The sequence below is a fragment of the Rhodococcus sp. OS5 genome (assembly GCF_056837585.1).
On record NZ_CM166368.1, the window covers coordinates 5,986,103 to 6,005,472 of the forward strand.

A 19,370-nucleotide genomic window follows, 5' to 3' on the forward strand; every position below is an offset into this window, starting at 1 on the left:
CATCTCTAATGCAACGATCAGTTGCATTAGCTCAGTGAACCACGTGCCTCCAGCTAACACAACACCTTGTTGCGATAAGGTTGACTCATGACTTCGACACCACAACGGCCCGGAGGGCGTAGTGCCAGGGTGCGCGAGGCCGTCCTGGCAGCCACGGCGGCCGAATTGTCCGAACGCGGATTCGCCGCGATGACCATCGAGGACATAGCCACCCGCTCCGGAGTCCACAAGACCACGATCTACCGGCGGTGGAGCACGCTGTCCCAGTTGGTGGCCGACGCGGCCGTCGAGGTATCGGCAACCACCGTCCCCATCCCGGATACCGGTTCCATCGAATCCGACCTGCGCGAGATGGCCAGATCGATAGTCGCACTGGTGACCAGCGAGTCAGGCGGCGCGTTGGTGGCTGCACTGTTCTCCGATGCGGTCCGCACGCCCGAGGTCGCGAGACTCAAGCGCGAGTTCTATTCCGCACGTTACGAACTGGCAGACATCGTCGTTCGCCGAGCAGTCGAGCGCGGGGAGATCTCCGAGCAGGTCTCGGCCGCTGATCTTCTGGCGGCCGTCGCCGCACCCATCTACTATCGCCTGCTGGTCGCCGATCTACCCGTCGACCAGTCGGTTGCCGATCGTGCTGCTGCCGGCGCGCTCGCTGCGGCCCGCGCCGGGGCACTCGATCAGGCCGAATGAGCCAGTGAATTCAGCGCTTCCACGATTGCCTCGTTGAATCCGCTGCCGCCATGCCCGGCGCCGTCGAGTACCACCAACTCACTACCCGGCCAACGCCGGTGGATCGCCCAGGCAGTGTCGAGTGGCCCGGAAATGTCATACCGTCCGTGCACGAGAATCGCGGGAATCTCAGCGAGACGGTCCATTCCGTCCAATATCTGATTCGGCGCCAGGAAGCAGTCGTTACCCCAGTAATGCGTAACCAGCCTGGTCATCACCCGGCGGAAGTCCGGATTCTGGTATCGAACACTCGGAGTCCACCCCGGCATCAGCGACACGTGCACGTCTTCCCAACGGCACCACTGCAACGCGGCATTCTCGCGCACAACAGGATCCGGATCGGCAAGCAGTCGCGCGTACGCCGCGGGGAGGTTTCCGTCACGCTCGTCCACCGGCAACGGCGCCACGAACTCTTCCCATTCACGCGGAAATACCCGGCCCATGGCACGGGTGATCCACTCGATTTCGACCCTCGTCCCGCCGGTGATCGCGCCCAGGGCCATCGCTTGCACCCGCGCGGGAAACGCCTGCGCGTACACCAGACCCAAACTCACGCCCCAGGAAAGTCCCGTCACGATCCATCGCTCGATACCGAGATGCTCACGAAGACGCTCGATGTCTTCCACAATGTGCGCCGTGGTGTTCACGGTCAGATCGACGTCCGGACTGCTCGCTAGCGGAAGACTGCGCCCACAGCCTCGCTGATCGAACAGAACTGCGCGAAAGACTTCGGGATCGAAGAAACGCCTGGCGCCGACAGTGCATCCCGAACCGGGACCGCCGTGGAGGTAGAGAACCGGAATGCCCGCAGGATTGCCGACTGTCTCCCAGTACAGACTCTGACCATCCGCCACTTCCAACAGACCGGACTCGTACGGTTCGACGGGCGGGTACAGGACAGCAGTCATAGGCGGTGATTCTTCCATCAAGCTGCCTACTCGAGTAGGCAGCACGCGGCCGAGCAATGGCCTAGCGTGGACAGGACACCACTGCGACGGGAGTACACCAGATGCGTGATGGGTTCAGGTTGCCGGGATACGGCGGCGCCGCAGTCTTCCTTCGCAGTCATGCGGTTCCCGCCACTGTCTTCGAATCCGACGTACCCACACTCGTTTTCGACGTCGGGCTGCTCAGCCCCGACCGCTTCAATCAGTATCTCAGCCGACATACGGACGACGGATTCGTCGAACGGCTGGCGGCGTTCTTCTTTCACGCGGCCGCAGACTTCCATCCCGAGAAATCGCTTCCGGCGTTCACCGACGAACGACTCGGGCTGATGATCTCGGTCTGTTCCAGCACCGATCGAGAGGTGGAACTCGACTTCTCACTCGCCGAAGATCCCGAATCGGAGGACACCGAACGCGACGAGATGACCTTCGAGACAAGCCGAGTCGTCCTCGCGACCTCGGCGCAGACGGTTTCTCGACTGACCGGTGGAGTAACCACCCACTTCGACGGGGAGTTGTAGAGACATGGGTTTTCTCTTCGAGGTTCTCGATTTTCCCGAAGGCAGTCGGATGACCGATCTGTGGAACAACACATGGGCTGAGCCGGCAATGGGCGAGGAGATTGCCTCCGGCCACTTCATTCATCTGGGCGACGATCAACACGTCGACGTGGAGACCGATTTTCTCAGTAGCCACCTACCGTTCAACGTGGCAGGCTTCGGTGGAGTCTTTCCCGACGGCAAACCTTGGATGTTCGTCATGCAGAAGGCGCCGGCGGACCTCGCGACCAGGCTTCGCGGCGAGGACGATCCGCACTCACTTCTGCGCGGATCACTCGACCGCGCCATGTCTTTCAACCCTGATGCACTGGTGGCCGAGGAATTGTCCTGGAGGCACGCCGATCTGGTGAAGGTGTACGAGGAAGAGGGAATCCCTGCGGTATCCGTCGCGGGTTGGTCGGTTGCGGATCTCCTGCGTGGCCTCTTGGCGCAGTGTTGCAACGTCGAACTTGCCGCCGTCGTCGCCGGATACCCAGAGTGCGCCTATCCCGAATCGGCGCATGCGTGCGAAGCGGACGTGTTCTCAGACGTGTTCGCCGGTTGGGTCAGCGGACTGCGGTGATGTGACGGAGGAGACTCCACCCTCCCGATATTTCGGAGTAGACTCATTTATGAGCGTGATCCGAAATGGAACGAGGTGAGCGGGATGACGAAGCCGGACCAAGAGCTGGGCCGTCGCGAACGCAACAAACTCGAGAAGCAGACACGCATCTTCGACGCCGCTGCCGAACTGTTCGCGGAAAAGGGCTACAGCGCAGTCACAACTCAAGAAATTGCCGACCGCGCCGATGTAGCCGGCGGCACTCTCTTTCGTTACGCCGCAAGCAAAGCCGAGTTGCTGCTCATGGTGTACAACGCGGAATACCGCAAGCAGATCGAATTGGGAGAAGAGCGTGAAGCCAAGTCGACCGGCACAGAAGATCGTGTGCTCGAGCTGGTTTCACCCCTGCTGATCGCAAGTCGCCGAAACGACGAGAACACCGGCATCTACCAACGCGAGGTGTTGTTCGGTGAGCCCAGCGAGTGTTTCCGGGCCGAAGGCCTGGAACTCTCGCAGCGCCTGCAAACGCGGATTGCGCAAATCTTGCACGAGGCACACCCCAACCACACCACCCGAACCACCACTGCAGCGCGAACGATTTCCAACGTGCTGCACTTCGAAATAGCCCGCGCGGCATTGGACCGGATCACGGCTGACGAACTCACGAACATCGTTGCCGCACAGGTCCGATTGACGCTTGCCGGACTACCCACCGAATAGGATTGAGGATCGAAAATGACTGAACTGAAGCAGATCACCGTTCTGGGTACCGGAGTTCTCGGCTCACAGATCGCCTATCAGACCGCCTATCACGGCTTCGACGTCGTCGCGTACGACATCAACGCCGAGGTCATCGAAAAGGCCAAGGCTCGGTTCGACTCGTTGGCCGCGGCCTACAAGGCCGAGAACGTCGAGGGCGCCAAGGAAGGCAAGGCTGACGAAGCGCTGCAACGTATTACGTACTCGTACGATCTAGGCGAAGCCGTCGCCAAGGCCGACCTGGTCATCGAGGCAATTCCCGAGGACATCGCCATCAAGCGCGACACCTACGAGAAGCTTGCCACGGTTGCTCCTGAGCACACGGTGTTCGCTACCAACTCCTCGACGCTGCTGCCGAGCGATCTCAAGGAGTTCACCGGCCGCCCCGAGAAGTTCCTCGCATTGCACTTCGCAAATCACGTGTGGGTCAACAACACTGCCGAGGTCATGGGCACCGAGTCCACCGACCCCGCCGTGTACCGCGAGGTCGTCGAGTTCGCGAAGAACATCGGCATGGTGCCGATCGAACTCAAGAAGGAGAAGGCGGGCTACGTACTCAACTCGCTCCTGGTCCCGCTCCTCAACGCGGCCTCCGACCTGCTGATCGACGGCATCGCCGATCCCGACATGGTCGACAAGACGTGGCGTATCGGCACCGGAGCCCCGTTCGGCCCCTTCCAGATCATGGACGTCGTCGGGTTGACCACCGTCTACAACATCTCCTCCCAGGGCGGCGAGAAGCAGCGCGAATTCGCCGACTACATCAAGAAGAACTACATCGATGAAGGCAAGCTCGGCGTTGCTGTCGGCGAGGGCTTCTACAACTACAAGGGCTGACCGACTTACCGGCTCACCGCGCGGTGGTTACGACGTGAATTCACGTGGTAGCCACCGCGCGGACGTCTGTTGTCAGTAAGTCCGAAACCACCCTGAGCGATTGTGACGCAAGCTTCTTCACGTGCGAACCCATCATCAGGAGAGATCCCCACATGCGTCGTTCCGCCATCTCGGCACTCACAACACTGGCACTGCTCGGCGCCGGAACATTGGTCAGCACTCCCGCTGTCGCCGCTCCCCTCGCGTGTGGCGGAATCTCCACCGGTTCGTTCTCAGGCTCCGCCGGCGGATCGGAGTACCTGTGCGCCAAGGAAGGTGATCTCCTGGACGTGCGCATCGGCGACGTTCACGCGACACAACCGTCACTCGGCTACGACGAGGTGTACTACAAGCTCGGGCGATACACGCTCGGAAAAGACACGATCAACAAGAAGTTCGACGACTGGTGTGAGGCGAACGGCCAGATCCAGGCCGCGACCGCTACTGCGGCGTCGACGCTGAAGGACCCGTCGTCCTTCACCTGCCAGATTCCAGTGGGTCAGGAAACCGCCGAGAGCATCGCGCCCATGAAGACCGTGGTCGTCGGACCCCGCGGCGATCTCTACCTGACCGACGGTCACCACACCCTCACGTCCTTCATCGAGACGGCCGACGGAGGCCCCGACCTGCACGTGCGACTGCGGGTTCTCGGCAACCTCAGTGGCCTGAGTGAAGGCGCCTTCTGGACCGAGATGGAAAAGAACAAGTGGGTCTGGTCGCGTGACGTCGACGGAAACCAGGTACCGGTCCAGGCTCTGCCGAAGAGCGTCGGCCTGGCCAACTTCGCCGACGACAAGTACCGCAGCTTGATGTACTTCTCCCGCGACATCGGATTCGCCGCAGGCACGATTCCGTTCCAGGAGTTCTACTGGGGCGCCTGGGTCCGCGACACCGCGCCCGTCGACCTCACCAACTGGAATCGCGATGATCTCTCCAGCTACCTGGGCACCGTGAAGTCGGTGACCAAAGCACAGACAGCGTTGACGGGCGATGCCGTCGTCGACAGCGGATTCACTGCCACCGATCTTGGCGTCCTGTCGGCCTGGAACGACGGCAAAGCCGAGTCCAAGGGCGAGTTCGCAAAGCTGTCCAAGCCGTACACAGACGACAAGCCGGGCAAGATCGCCTACGCACTTGCCTACAAAGCAACCCTCTGACCTGCTCAGATCCAAGTCACACCAAGTAGACTTGACTAAGGTAAGCCTCTACTCAGTAGTCTGATCCCATTCGGGTGCCGCTTCATCGAAGCAGCGACGCCCTGCCCTGACGGAATACATGCCGTCGTATCTGCCCGGTCGAACAATCTCCGGGCAACCAGGACAGGGAGAAGGTTGCTGCAGTGAGCACGTCCATCGTCGGTTTGTACGACCCCTCAGATGACAAGAGCAGTTGCGGGGTCGGGTTCATCACGCGCAAGGACGGCGTGCAGACCCACGATGTCCTGATCAAGGGGCGAGAAGCACTCTGCTCGGTACCGCACCGCGGCGGTATGTCTTCCGAGGGCATCGGCGACGGCGGCGGTGTCTCGGTTGACCTCTCCCTCCGGTTCTTCCGCAAGGTCACCGGGCGCTCAGATCTCCGCGCCGGCCGCTTCTGCGTCGGCAACTTCTTCCTTCCGGACAACGATGCTCAGCATGCTCGTGCAGCCGCTCTGGTGGAACGCGAACTTCTGGACCGAGGCTTCACCACCCTCGCTGTGCGCAACGTGCCGGTCGACGACTCGGCGATTCGGCCGGCAGCCATCGCGCATCAGCTTCCGATCAGGCAGTGGATTTTCGAGGTCCCCACTCCGCGTCCCGAGCCTGCGGTTGTCGATCGCCTCGTGCACGAAGCTCTGCTCGCCATCGAAGCCATCGCGTACAACACCCCTGCACTACGCGGTTTGTACCCACTGTCCCTCAGCGCGAGGACTCAGGTTCTCAAGGGCCGCTTGAACTCCGACGAAGTGATCCCGTACTTCCGCGACCTGGTCGACCCCGATCACGCTGTCCACACGATGTACTTCCACACGCGGTTCTCGACCAACACGGACCCGCATCCCACGATGGCGCAGCCGTTCCGATTCATGGCTCACAACGGAGAACTGAACACCGACAAGAAGAATCGGCTCTCCGAAGCAGCGGTGGCAAGCGCAAAACGACGTGCGATCGTCCGTCCGCCCGGCCAGTCCGACAGTTGCCGACTCGATCAGACCCTGGAAGCTCGCGTCATCGAGGACAGTGTCGACCTGGTGACGGCTGTGGTCTCGATGATGCCGCCGGCCTGGGAAAACGACACCACTCTCTCCCCCGCAGTGCGTGCGATGTTCGAGTACTTCTCGCTGTACGAGGAGAAGAACGACGGACCGGCAGCGCTGGTGTTCGGCGACGGCACCATCATCGGTGCGCGCCTGGATCGCCTCGGTCTGCGTCCACTACGCACGATCGAGACGCACGACTACGTGTGCGCATTCTCCGAAGCCGGACAGATCGCGTTCGCACCCGAGACGGTGATTCACCGTGGCCGCGTCGAGGCCGGCGGAATGTTGTACTTCGATCATCGCGATCGCCATATCTACACTGCCCGCGAAGCTCTGGAAAAGATTGCCGCTCAGCGCGACTACCAGTCGTTGCTGGAGCAATCGCGAATCCTGATCGAAGACATTCCCGCCGTGCCAGCGGAGAAAGTCAGCTCCCCGACCCGTTACAACGGCACCTTCGAGATACATCAGCGCTACATGGCGTACTCCCTGGATCAGGAAAGTTTCAAATTCCTGATGGATCCGATGCTCACGCACGGAACCGAAAAGGTCTCCGCCATGGGTTACGGCAACGCCATCAACGCATTCAGCGACCGCGAAGGCGGTGTGGCACGTTACTTTTCACAGCGATTCGCCCAGGTCACCAACCCTCCGCTCGACAGCATCCGTGAAGCGGACGGTATGACCCTCCGGGTCGCATTGGGTGCGAAGATGTCCCCCGGACAGGGCAAGCAGATCGTCATCGCCTCGCCGATCCTCGGGCACCTGGACATGCTCAAGATCCGCGAACAGAACCACACTCCGCACCGCCGCTTCGAAATGCTCTACCCCGCCGAGGGTGACGCGCAGGCAATGGTCGACGCGATGACCGCGCTCGGCGACGCTGTTGTAGCCTTCGCGGCCGAACAGGGCGGAATCGCAGTCCTGACCGACCGCCACGTATCTCACGAGCGCGCAACACTTCCCGCGATCATGGTCGTCGGAGCATTGAACCAACGCCTCATCGACGCGGGCCTGCGATTGCGCGTCTCTCTCATCGTGGAGAGCGGCCAGATCGAGTCCTCACACCACGTTGCGGCCGCACTCGGTTTCGGCGCTTCCGCCGTCTACCCGCTGTCCGTTCAGTTGCGAGCCGAGGAGAAGTTCGCCGCTGACCCGGACGCCGCGTTCCGACGCTTCGCGAAGGCCGCCGAGAAGTCCCTGATGAAGACGATGGGACGCGTCGGTCTGTGCACCGTCGAGAGCTACATCGGTGGAGAATTCTTCGAACCCAACTTCCTCGACACTTCCGACCCTGTTCTGCGCCAGTGGTTCCCCAACATGAAGTCACCGGTGGGTGGCGTCGGTTTCGACACCGTCGCGGTGACCTCGAAGCAGTGGCACGAGCGTGCGAGCGAAGTCGGGGGCGAGAAGGATCTGCCACTGCTCGGCCTGTTCAAGGAGCGTGCAGACGGCGCAGGGCATTCGTTCGGTACCACCGCGGTCCGTAAGTACGTCGAACTCACCGAGGAGAAGATCGCGTTCGACAGTCCCTCCGGAACAGAACAATTCGAGGCTCTAATTCTACTGCCGCTCGGACGGCTCGACGACGCCTTCCGCCTCGATGCGGGGGCCTACCGGGCGACGAGCTTCGACCGGTTGACCACCGAGCAGATCGACGACTTCGACATCACCGCCGGGTACCGGGACTTTTCCACTGTCATGGCTGCGGAACGATCGCGTCGTCCCGCCGCGTTGCGCGATGTCATCTCCGTGCCCGGTGATGTCACATTTGCGGTGACGACAGCCGAGTTCACCGACCAGATCAGCCGATTCTCGGTGCGCGGCAATAAGACGATCGTGATGCGTGGAATCCGGTGTGAATCTGCCGCGGACGGCCGGTACACACTTAGCCTGGACGGTCCACTGGCCGACGACACCGCTCGGGTGGTAGCACTCGGCGATGCTCTTTCCGTCGCCTTTGCCGACGACGTCACCATCGAGGCCACCGACCCGGATCTGGTGCTGAATGCAACCGGTATTGCGGCAGAGTTCCTTTCCAAGCTGAGGGTCGCACCGGCAGGTGTACCTCTCTCCGAGGTACAGAGTGCAAGCGACATCACCCCGAAGTTGGCGTCGGGTGCCATGAGCCATGGCGCACTGAACGCTCCGGCGCACGAAGCCGTCGCGCACGGCACGAACATGGTCGGTGCGATGTCCAACAGCGGCGAAGGCGGCGAACACCTTTCGCGCTACAACACGATTCGTGCATCGCGCATCAAGCAGTTTGCATCCGGACGCTTCGGAATCTGGGCGGGCTACCTCGCCGATCCGATGCTCGAAGAGATCGAGATCAAACTCGGCCAAGGCGCAAAACCCGGTGAGGGCGGGCAGCTTCCGGCCGCCAAGGTCACCGTCGACATCGCTGCCGCCCGCGGCGGAACGCCCGGCGTCGAACTGGTTTCGCCGCCGCCTCACCACGACACGTACTCCATCGAGGACCTCGCTCAGCTCATCCACGACTGCAAGGCAGCTCGCATTCGGGTGATCGTGAAGTTGGTGTCCTCGGAAGGAATCGGCACCATCGCCGTCGGTGTCGCCAAGGCCGGCGCCGACGTCATCAACGTCGCCGGAAATACCGGTGGCACCGGCGCAGCTTCGGTGACCAGCCTCAAATACGCGGGTCGTGCGGCCGAGGTCGGTATCGCGGAGGTCCATCAAGCTCTGTGTGCCAACGGACTTCGCCAGAAAGTCGTTCTGCGATGCTCGGGCGCGCATCAGACCGGCAGCGACATCATCACTTCCGCTCTACTCGGCGCAGACAGCTTCGAGTTCGGTACGTCGGCGCTGATGATGATGGGCTGCGTCATGGCCAAGAACTGCAACATCAAGTGCCCCGCCGGTCTGACCACCAACCCGGAACTGTTCGACGGCGATCCCCGCGCGATGGCGCAGTACCTTCTCAACATCGCTCACGAAACTCGGGAACTGCTCGCGAATCTGGGAATGCGGTCCCTTCAGGAAGCGCGGGGTCGAACGGATCTCCTGCATCTGCTCGATCACCCGTCTATTGTCGGCAATCTGAAGCTGGACGCGATGTTCGAGTCCGCCCCGGACATCACCATCGACAATCCTGTGTACCTCGAACGTGAGTACGCGCTCGACGAGAAGATCATGGACGAGGTTCGTACGGTGTTCTTCAACCGTGGCGAGGCCTCGGTCGCCGTGTCCGGACCTGAATTCGCCGAAGGTGCACTGCACCTGGGTAACCGGAACAAGAGCGTCGGTGGTCAGTTGGCGATCGACCTCGAACGCGAACTCAACTACGGAGCGGCCGGCCTTCTCGCTCCGGGAGTACTGACCGACGAGCGTGGGCGACGCTACCTGGCGCCGGGCAGCGTGCGCGTCCTGACGACCGGATCTGCGGGCCTGTCGTTCGGCGCATTCTGCAACGACGGCATGCACCTGGAACACACCGGGACATGTAACGACGGCGTAGGAAAGAGCATGAGCGGCGGCGTGATTGCCGTGCGCAGCCCAGGCGGCGGCTCCAGTGACGCCGGTGGAAACGTGTTGATCGGCAACTTCGCGCTCTTCGGCGCCACCGGTGGACGAGTGTTCGTCGAAGGTGAAGCAGGCGATCGCTTCGCAGTTCGCAACTCCGGCGCCAGTGCTGTCGTCGAAGGTGTCGGAGACTTCGCCGGCGAGTACATGACTAACGGTGCTGTCGTGAATCTCGGCGAGTTCGGCAAGGGTGTCGGCAACGGCATGAGTGGTGGGTTCTTCTACCAGTACGACCCTCGTGGCGAATTGGCACTGCGAGCAAGTACCGATTCCGTACTGCTGGGTTCGATCACCGCTGCGACCGATCCTCTGGCCGCCGTCCACAACCACGCGGTACAACTCCTGCTCGAACTGCATGTGGAGGCAACGGGATCCGCGCTCGGCACCCGACTGCTCGAGAACTGGGAAGTCGAACAGCACTCGTTCGTCTACGCCATGCCCAAGGCATTGATGCTTTACCAGGACAGCGATGCAATCCTGGCTGCGAAGTCGCACAAAGAGCTTCTCGAAGAATTGGCGTCCGCCATCGCAGCACGTCAGGTCCGCACGTTCAAACTCGCAGTGCGCGATGGGCGCCCCGCACTGAACGGAGCAGTCCCCGCCTATGGCGAGACCGATACCGCGACGATGTATGCGCTGCTCAGTGCGTACACCGTGCTTCACTTCGCGCAACAACTCGCCACCGCCCGCACGCCGGGTGCGTCCGGACCCGACGATCCAGCAGTGCAGAAAGCGGCCCGAAACCTGGTGCTGACCGAGGACTTCGCCCTCGTCCAGCACTTGGTCAAGTACTCGAAAGAGATTCTGGCCGACTACGACGACGAACAGTTGGCTGCGCTGATTGCAGCCAAGCGGGTCGACGACTACAAGCAGGCGCTGAGCCTACGCAACGTGTTGGCCATGGACAGCCCGGCGACGTACGGGTGGATTCTGTTTCAAGACAACAAGAATCGGGAAAAGCTCGGATCACTGCCGAACTTCGACGAACTGTTCGCTTCGCGCACGATCCCCGACCTGGTGTCCTGACCTCCTCCCCGAAAGTAGGTGAGCTTCAAATCATGGAAATCCCGTACATCCCCGAATACGCACCGTTCACCGGCGACCAGCGCGCGTGGCTTTCCGGATTCCTGGCCGGTCTACACTCGCGAACTGTCATGTCCGGTCAAACCGGTACTGCAACAGCGACAGTGGAGAGAGCTGCCGGCGCAGCCGTGCACATCCTTTACGGAAGTCAGACCGGCAACGCGGAGTCCTTGGCTGAAGACGTAGCCGCAGCTGCTCGTGCCCACGGTCTCGAACCACTTGTCGCGAGTCTGGACACCGTGGATATCAATGCACTTTCCGCCATGCGCCGGGTGCTCGTCATCACCTCCACCTACGGCGAGGGCGAGATGCCCGACAACGCGCAGCTGTTCTGGGATGCAGTCGAATCCGAGAGTGCGCCCCGGCTGGAGGGTCTCTACTTCGGAGTACTCGCACTCGGTGACACCAGCTACGACGGCTACTGCCAGTCGGGCAAGAACATCGACGCCCGCTTCGAAGCGCTCGGCGGGACCCGGGTTGTCGACCGCACCGATTGCGACGTCGACTACGAGGATCCGGCGGCCGAGTGGATCGTTCGGGCCGTCGCTGCGGTGGCCGGTGTCGACGGTGATGCGGGGGCCGCTGCCTCGCCGGTTGCGCCCGCTCAGACGAAGACCAAGTCCCAGTGGACTCGCAAGAACCCCTATCCTGCAACCGTCCTCGCCAACCGGCTGTTGTCCGGCGAGGACTCAGCCAAGGAAGTCCGCCACTTCACCTTTGCGCTCGGCGAGGACGGTCTGGACTACGAGGCCGGAGATGGATTGGGCATCCGCCCGATCAACGACCCCGCCCTCGTCGAGGCGATCATCCATCAGCTCGGTGTCAGCGGCGATTACGTGGTTACCGCGAAAGACGGCTCGTCCGCACCGTTGGACCAGGTGTTGACCAGCGACTACGAGATCTCGATTCCCTCGCGCGATTTGATCGAAGACATCGCCCGACGCAGCGGCGACGCCGAACTGCGGCACATTCTCGACACGGAAGATCGGGAAGCGCTCGATGCGTGGCTGTGGGGCAAGGACGTTCTCGATCTCCTCCAGTTGGACAACAGCATTCGCCTGAATCCCGAGGATCTGCTTACACTTCTTCGCCCGCTGCAACATCGGGTCTATTCGATCTCCTCCAGCCCGCTGGCCCACGACGGCACCGTGCATCTGACGGTAGCGAGTGTGCGCTACCGCTCGGGCGAGCGGGATCGCGGCGGCGTCTGCTCGACGTACCTGGCGGACCGCGTCGGCGAGGGAGATCGGGTCGGAGTTTTTGTCTCCAAGAACAATTCGTTCCGCCTACCTGCCGATGACACTACTCCCGTCGTGATGATCGGACCCGGCACCGGTATCGCACCCTTCCGCGCTTTCCTGCACGAGCGTCGCGCGCGCAACGCGTCGGGGCAGAATTGGCTCTTCTTCGGCGATCAGCATCAGTCGAGCGACTTCATCTACGAGGACGAGTTGAACGGGCTGACCCGTGACGGTGTCCTGACTCGCCTCGATCTGGCCTTCTCGCGCGATCAGTCCGAGAAGATCTACGTCCAGACTCGTATGCGCGAGCAGGGCCGAGACTTGTTCGACTGGCTCGAAAACGGTGCGCACGTGTACGTCTGCGGCGACGCCACTCGGATGGCAAAGGACGTCGACGACGCATTGCACGACGTGGTCGCGGAGCACGGCGGATTGGATGCGGACGCCGCCGAGGATTACGTCAACAACCTCAAACGATCGAAGCGGTACCTAAGGGATGTCTACTGAGATGTGCCCGCACCGTGGCGAATGTCGTTGCGCAGCTTTGGCACGCATGTCGGACCTGGACGCACTGCTTGCGCGTCCGGGGTTCCGTGGTGGACTGATCGACACCGCACCTGACGTAGTCGGCGAAATGTTGCCGCTCTTGGACGACACCGTAGCAATCACCGTCGCAGGCCCGGTGGCTGTCAACGACTCGGGCAAGTACTCCGTTCCGACAGTTCCCGGAGATCCGTTGGTCTGCACGCCCGGGCTCGTCTCTCTGCGTTTGAACGTTGCCTCCCTCGGCTCGGTGGTGACCACGGAAGCAGAGCAGCACATACCGCCGACGCTCCGCATTTTCGACATCCACGGATCAAGTTCACACACCACGTATTTGACCCCGGCCTCGGATCGTCTCGCCTTCGAAGCGATGCGAACTGCGCCGAGCACTGCGAGGGAAACAAGCCCTCCCATCCAGACGTCGAATACGCCCGCATTCTGGGCCGAAGCCGATCAGCTGACACAGCTCGACTTCATCCTCGCGGACGGCGGCAGCGAACGTCGTAGCGGCCTGGTCGCTCTGGGCGCCCTCGGTTACCGGCGAGTCGATCCTCACCTCGTGGCTGCCGGGATGGAGCACCTGTCCTACCACCAACTTCCCGTCACGACCGTCGTCGCCGGGAACGGATGCCTGCAGATCCACCGTGGTGACCTCGACGCCGCAGCCATGTTCGGGGGGACGCTGACTTTGGCGTCCGACACCTGCCGGACGATGATCGACCTGAATGGTGTCTCGGAGTGCTGGCTGACTCGCACCCACGGCGTTCACGGCCTGACCAGCTCGATCGAGATGTACGACTTCCGCCGCAAATGCGTGGCAGTCTTCACCCAAACGGGTCCAACCGAACCCGCAGTCATGGGCGTGTGGGAAGACGTCATGAGTTCCATCTCGGCCGCATCCTGACACCGACAGATGCTGGGCGAGTGTAAGAAATCGGCGTACGGCGATAACCATATGGAGCCATCGACCCCTAACCTTAGGTCTCGGTCATTTGTCGTGCCTGCACCCTGGCGCTGATTCAAGGAGTTATCCATGCCCCGCCCTCTCGTCGAACCGTCGCTGGTCCCGGCCTTGCGCCCGGCGCTGCCTGCATTGGCTGCCGGGGTCGTCGCGGCCGCAGCGTCGGGGGTCGCGATGCTCGGGGCGCTCTGGTGCGTCGTGCAACTCATCGGTGAACCGTCGATGAGCTGGGCCGGGTGGGCATGTGCGCTGTGGCTCGTGGGCGTCGCGCTCGCTGCCACATCGTCGTGGCTCTCGCACCACGCGGAATCGCTTTTCGAGGCAAGGGTTCGCCGCCAACTCGCAGCCCACCTCGTTCGCCTACCGGCAAGCACGCTGTCCCGCTACAGCGGAGACGCGCTGAGGAGGCTCGTTTCGGACGACATCTCGGCGCTGCACCATATGACTGCGCACCTACCGGCCGAGTTCGCCACACTCATCGTGGTCCCCGCGGTCACGATCGCGGCGTTGGTTGCCTCAGCCGGCCCCGTGGCGCTTCTCGCTCTGGCTCCCGGCATCGTGGCAGCTCTGTTCTACCTGGTCGTGATCCCCCGAATGGCCGCTCGGCACAGCGCCGAAAGTGCAGATGTCATGGGCGACATCGTGACTGCCGTGGACGACTATGCCCGCGGCATCCGCGTCTGCCGGATCTACGGCGCGCAGACCGGCGCTGCCGCCGACTATGCAGAATCGACAGCACGGTTCACCCGGGGAATGCAGGAGCGCGTTCGACTCGTGGCTACCCCTGCGGCCGTCGCCGTTGCCCTCATGCAGGCGACGGCGACGTTCGCGATCGCCTATGCCGTCGGATTCCACTGGGATGCAACGACGTTGGCCGCCACCATTCTCTTCAGCCTCGCAATCGTGACACCGGCCCTGCGGCTCGGGCACGGCCTCGACTACGTCGCTGCTGGACGCTCTGCTGCGGGCCGGCTCGCCGCTGCCCTGGACGAACCCACCCTCCCTGCCGGTGAAGCGCCAACCGTTCCGGCCTCGAGTCCCTCCGATCGACTGGAGATCGTCAACCTGACTGTCACGATCGCGGACCGCAGAGTCGTCGACGACGTCACGCATGCATTCCGCCCAGCCACGATCACTGCGATCACGGGACCGAGTGGAGCAGGCAAGACGACGCTCCTGAAAGCATTGGCCGGCTTCGAGATCCCGGAACTGGGTACCGTCCGCTACGCAGGTCGTAGCATCACCGCGATCGACGAGAACCTGCGGCCACAGTCCCTTCTGCTCACACCCCAGGGCGCAGACGTGTTACCTGCCACGGTGCGCGAGAACATCGCGCTGGCCGCCCCCGATGCAACGGACGCGGAATACACCGCCGCACTACGCCGGGCACAGATCGACGTCAGCCTCGACGCCCACGCAGCTTCACTCTCCGGCGGAGAACGTCAGCGAGTCGGGATCGCTCGGGTGTTCCTCTCGCCCGCAGCAGTACTGCTGCTCGACGAGCCGACCAGTGCACTCGACGATCGGACAGCGGCAGAACTGCTGAAAGAACTGCGGCACCTCGCGCACGACGAAGGAAAGACGGTCGTGATCGTCACCCACGACCCCGCTCTTGCAGACGATGCCGACGATCGACTCGACCTCGGCGGTCGAAACCTGAACGAGGCTGCCTCGCACAATGCAGCCCTGACTGGAGCCGAATAATGAACAGCGCCAATGCAGCCCGACGACGCTTGATCACCATCGGACTCGGTTGGGTGTCCGTTGCTGTCCTCGAGGCGATCGCGTACACCACCCTCGCGCTCTCGATCGCTGATCACCGGTCGCCGGTTCTCGTCCTGGCCACGGCCACCATCGCTCTCTTCGTGACCGTCCTGGTCTCGCGGGGCGGTTACTTCACCGGGGCTCGACTCGTGGGCGATCTCTACGACGCTCTCGGCGACGCCTTCGCCCGTGCGAAACTGTCCTGGTTCACCGACGACAACCGGGCACTGCTCGCCACCGTCGCCGGGCGCGGAATCCCGTCGCTGATGAGTGTTCCCGCGCACCAACTTCAGACCTTCCTGGTTGCACCGCTGATCCCGCTGCTCCTGCTTCCTGGGATCGCGGTCGTCGCGGGGCCAGGCGTCATGCTGCTCGTCGGTGGACTGCTCGCCGTGTCGCTCGTCGCTCAGACGCTGGCCCAACGTGCGCTCAGCCGAGCGGACGAGCGCCGACACGAAGCCGAGCTCGCAGCAACTCAGTCGACACTCGAGCTCACCGACCACCTCGAATTACTGCGCACAGCAGCCGGTCCCACACGTTCCGTCGAACGAATCGAGCGAAGCTGGCGGAATCAGGAAGCCGCGCTTGCACGGACAAATCTCGCCGCGGCACCAGCGACATTCATCTCGGCGATCGCCACCATTGTGCCGCTGGCAGGTGCAGTGATTTTCCTCGCCGCCACCGGATTCGACGATCCCGCAGCCGCTCTCGCGCTTGTCATCCTCACCGCCCGCGCCGCTGCGCCGCTCGACGAACTCGCCCTGGCCGGAATCGGAGTCAACGAGCTGCGCGCAACGGTTCGCGACTACCGCACAGCGACTTCGGCTCCCGCACTGGCCGAGCCCGCACCCTGGGACGCCGCGCGCCCTGTTGGAACGGACATCGAGGTCGCCGGGGTAGATCACGCTCCGGTTCTGCGCGGCATCACCGCGAAGATCCCCGCGGGTGAGCGAGTTCTCGTCGCAGGACGCTCGGGTACGGGGAAGAGCACACTTCTCGGGCTGCTCATGCGCTTCGACGATCCGGACCAAGGCAGCGTCACTCTGGGCGGAGTTTCATTGCGCGACTTGCCCTACGAAGACCTGGCGGCACACATCGGCTACGTGCCGCAGGACCCACTCGTGTTCTCGGGCACCCTCGGCGAGAACATCGGACTGGGAAGACCGGGCGCTACCGAAACCGAGATCGAGGACGCCGCAAGGCACGCTGCCCTCGGCGCCGTTCTCGACCGCTCGACGCTCGGCATTCATCAGGACATCGGACACCAGGGTGCCGCTCTCTCCGGCGGCGAACGTCAGCGGGTGGCGATCGCTCGCGCCTTCCTCAAAGACGCTCCCGTCCTGGTTCTCGACGAAGCCACCTCGGCCCTCGATGAGGCCACCGAGCGCCGTATCGCCGGCGCCGTGCGGGAATTGGCGGCCACCGTCTTCGTCGTCACCCACCGCGACCCCGCCATCTGGGAGCCCACCCGCACGATCACCCTCTGACATCGCATGCCCTAGTGCTCGCGTTGCAGTCCCTCAACTTCGGCAGGTGTCCGACGGATAACCCTTGCCGGCGATCCAGCAGCAACGACGTGATCAGGAATGTCATGCAAGACCACACTTCCCGCGCCGATCACGGCGTTGTGACCGATCGAAACTCCTGCACCGACAGTGACTGAGGCGCCGAGCCACGTGTTCTCACCGATGACGATCGGAGCAGCCCGCTCCCATCCCTCGCGGCGCCGTCGATGATCATCGACAGGGTGCAACGCTGTCATCAGCTGGGCTCCAGGCCCGATCCTCACGTCCGCGCCGATCGTGATCAGCGCATCATCCATGAAGAACCCGTTCGCGTTGACGAATGCGTTGGCTCCGAGCCGAATGTTGTGTCCGTAGCTGCATTGGAACCGCGGCACCACCAAAGCTCCGTCACCTACCTCACCAAAAAGGCTGGCGAGAGCCCGTGAGCGGACAGCGTCGTCGTCCGCCGCAGCCCCATTGAACGAGTCGAGTCGACGCCAACACTCAAGCCGCCGTTCCCGCAGCTCGTCATCATCGAGATACCACTCACCACGAGCAAGACGATCCGCCTGTTCTCCCACACTCGGATCGTCGCACACCGCGCCACGGCACCCCTGTTGGGCGCGTTGCACCCGACAAAGCGCTACAACAGAAGGTCTTCCATGCCGCCCAATTTCGCGAGCTCAGCTCAGCCGCTCGATGATGGTGACGTTCGCGGTCCCACCACCCTCACACATGGTTTGGAGTCCGTACCGTCCATCAATGCGGTCCAACTCGTGCAACATCGTGGCGAACAACTTGGTGCCAGTGGCCCCAAGAGGGTGGCCCAGTGCGATTCCACCACCGTTGGGATTGACCCGGGAGGGATCTGCACCCGTCTCGATCAACCAGCTCAGAACTACCGAAGCGAATGCCTCGTTCATTTCTACGGTATCCATCTGGCCGATCGCCATGCCGGATTTCGCCAGTGCATACTTCGTCGCGGGTATCGGCGCCGAGAGCTGCAGCATCGGATCGTCGCCGCGCACGCTCATATGATGAATGCGCGCACGTGGCTTCAATCCATGAACCTCGAGCGCCTTCTCGGAGACGATCAGGGCCGCTGATGCGCCGTCACAGATCTGCGAAGCCACAGCAGCCGTCAGCAACGAGCCATCCCTCAATGCGGGCAGTGCAGCCATCTGCTCCATGGATGTCTCTCGTGGGCATTCGTCAACGACGCATTGGCCCAATGACACTGTCTCACGCTCGAATCGGCCGTCTGTGATGGCAGCACGGGCACGCTGATGCGATTGCAGTGCCCACTCCTCCATGTCTTCACGGCTGATACCCCATTTCTTGGCAATCAGGTCGGCGCCGACGAACTGTGAGATTTCGGCCTCGCCGAATCGTGCTGCCCACCCCCGGGACTTGCTGAAGGGCGTGTCGAATCCGTACTCGTTGCCGGCACACATTGCCGCCGAGATAGGAATCGAGGACATGTTCTGCACACCGCCGACAAGCACCACATCTTGGGTCCCGCTCATGACCGCTTGCGCTGCGAAGTGGACGGCTTGCTGTGAAGATCCGCATTGTCTGTCGACTGTCGTTCCTGGGATGTCCAACGGTAGGCCTGCTGAAAGCCAGGCGGTGCGGGCAATGTTGCCCGATTGCGGCCCGATAGCGTCGACACAACCGAAGATCACATCGTCGACGGCCATCGGGTCCAGTCGAGTGCGGTCGAGAATCGATGTGATCACGTGGGCCCCCATGTCCGCTGGGTGCTCTCCTGCGAGCGAGCCGTGCCGTTTACCCACCGGAGTGCGGAGCGCATCGACGACATAAGCCTGAGGTGCAACCATACGAACTCCTTCGAAATCGAGCTTTGTCGGGCTTTCGATGTCGCACACACTCTAGCGATCAAGCATTTGTTTGGTAGATGAAACGTGATTTCGAGACCCGCAGCCACCACCACAGGATTGGTCTCCGCACTTCTATCCAACGAAATCCACTGCTGTCGCAATCATTCGACAGTTCGAGGCTCGACCCCCCCAAACGCGGCTTGGCTGCCCACGCCGCAGACCCCTCACGCCAGCGTGA

At 62.5% G+C, this 19,370-nt stretch carries 14 protein-coding genes; 11 read left to right on the top strand and 3 right to left on the bottom strand.

The annotated features are described in order from the left end of the window. Positions 1-87: 87 nt before the first annotated feature. The gene (locus ACVZUB_RS28060) at positions 88-690 is read left to right on the top strand and encodes a TetR/AcrR family transcriptional regulator (protein WP_207624043.1); all 603 of its coding nucleotides are present in this window, start codon (positions 88-90) and stop codon (positions 688-690) included. On the opposite strand, the gene pip is transcribed toward ACVZUB_RS28060, so the two are convergent. Then, positions 678-1,637, bottom strand: coding sequence for a prolyl aminopeptidase (pip, locus tag ACVZUB_RS28065; protein ID WP_007730337.1), 960 nt, complete (start codon positions 1,635-1,637; stop codon positions 678-680). The two genes, ACVZUB_RS28060 and pip, sit on opposite strands and share 13 nt — an antisense overlap. A gap of 101 nt (positions 1,638-1,738) precedes the next feature. Here pip and ACVZUB_RS28070 point away from each other — a divergent pair, with 101 nt between their 5' ends. The 10 genes from ACVZUB_RS28070 to ACVZUB_RS28115 all read left to right on the top strand — a co-directional run bounded on the left by ACVZUB_RS28070 (position 1,739) and on the right by ACVZUB_RS28115 (position 17,273). After that, entirely contained in the window at positions 1,739-2,197 is a 459-nt protein-coding gene (locus ACVZUB_RS28070; protein WP_003942982.1) for a hypothetical protein, read from the top strand. Between the two features lie 4 nt (positions 2,198-2,201). Then, a complete protein-coding gene (locus ACVZUB_RS28075) occupies positions 2,202-2,798 on the top strand; it encodes a hypothetical protein (RefSeq protein ID WP_007730333.1) in 597 nt (198 codons plus the stop codon). An 84-nt stretch (positions 2,799-2,882) separates the two neighbouring features. Then, positions 2,883-3,497 (top strand): TetR/AcrR family transcriptional regulator, encoded by a 615-nt coding sequence (locus tag ACVZUB_RS28080; protein ID WP_030536169.1) that lies wholly within the window; start codon positions 2,883-2,885, stop codon positions 3,495-3,497. A gap of 15 nt (positions 3,498-3,512) precedes the next feature. Continuing rightward, positions 3,513-4,373 (top strand): 3-hydroxyacyl-CoA dehydrogenase, encoded by an 861-nt coding sequence (locus tag ACVZUB_RS28085; RefSeq protein WP_030536170.1) that lies wholly within the window; start codon positions 3,513-3,515, stop codon positions 4,371-4,373. A 152-nt stretch (positions 4,374-4,525) separates the two neighbouring features. Beyond that, positions 4,526-5,569 carry a ParB/Srx family N-terminal domain-containing protein gene (locus ACVZUB_RS28090; protein ID WP_007730324.1) on the top strand — a complete coding sequence of 348 codons (1,044 nt, stop codon included), beginning with the start codon at positions 4,526-4,528 and terminating at the stop codon, positions 5,567-5,569. 182 nt (positions 5,570-5,751) lie between these two features. Continuing rightward, positions 5,752-11,220, top strand: a complete 5,469-nt coding sequence (locus ACVZUB_RS28095) for a glutamate synthase-related protein (RefSeq protein WP_482627960.1) — start codon at positions 5,752-5,754, stop codon at positions 11,218-11,220. 32 nt (positions 11,221-11,252) lie between these two features. Then, complete coding sequence (locus ACVZUB_RS28100; protein WP_482627961.1) at positions 11,253-13,025, top strand: sulfite reductase subunit alpha; 1,773 nt, start codon at positions 11,253-11,255, stop codon at positions 13,023-13,025. 46 nt (positions 13,026-13,071) lie between these two features. Beyond that, positions 13,072-13,965, top strand: a complete 894-nt coding sequence (locus ACVZUB_RS28105) for a ChuX/HutX family heme-like substrate-binding protein (protein WP_058038398.1) — start codon at positions 13,072-13,074, stop codon at positions 13,963-13,965. A 129-nt stretch (positions 13,966-14,094) separates the two neighbouring features. Then, complete coding sequence (locus ACVZUB_RS28110) at positions 14,095-15,726, top strand: ATP-binding cassette domain-containing protein (protein ID WP_482627962.1); 1,632 nt, start codon at positions 14,095-14,097, stop codon at positions 15,724-15,726. Beyond that, positions 15,726-17,273, top strand: a complete 1,548-nt coding sequence (locus tag ACVZUB_RS28115) for an ATP-binding cassette domain-containing protein (RefSeq protein WP_482627963.1) — start codon at positions 15,726-15,728, stop codon at positions 17,271-17,273. Before ACVZUB_RS28110 ends, ACVZUB_RS28115 begins: the two co-directional genes overlap by 1 nt. A gap of 11 nt (positions 17,274-17,284) precedes the next feature. Here ACVZUB_RS28115 and ACVZUB_RS28120 read toward each other — a convergent pair whose 3' ends face one another. Further along, complete coding sequence (locus tag ACVZUB_RS28120; RefSeq protein WP_042451691.1) at positions 17,285-17,872, bottom strand: sugar O-acetyltransferase; 588 nt, start codon at positions 17,870-17,872, stop codon at positions 17,285-17,287. 102 nt (positions 17,873-17,974) lie between these two features. After that, positions 17,975-19,132: an acetyl-CoA C-acetyltransferase gene (locus ACVZUB_RS28125; RefSeq protein WP_165638449.1), complete on the bottom strand. Its 1,158-nt coding sequence runs from the start codon at positions 19,130-19,132 to the stop codon at positions 17,975-17,977. Positions 19,133-19,370: the final 238 nt, after the last annotated feature.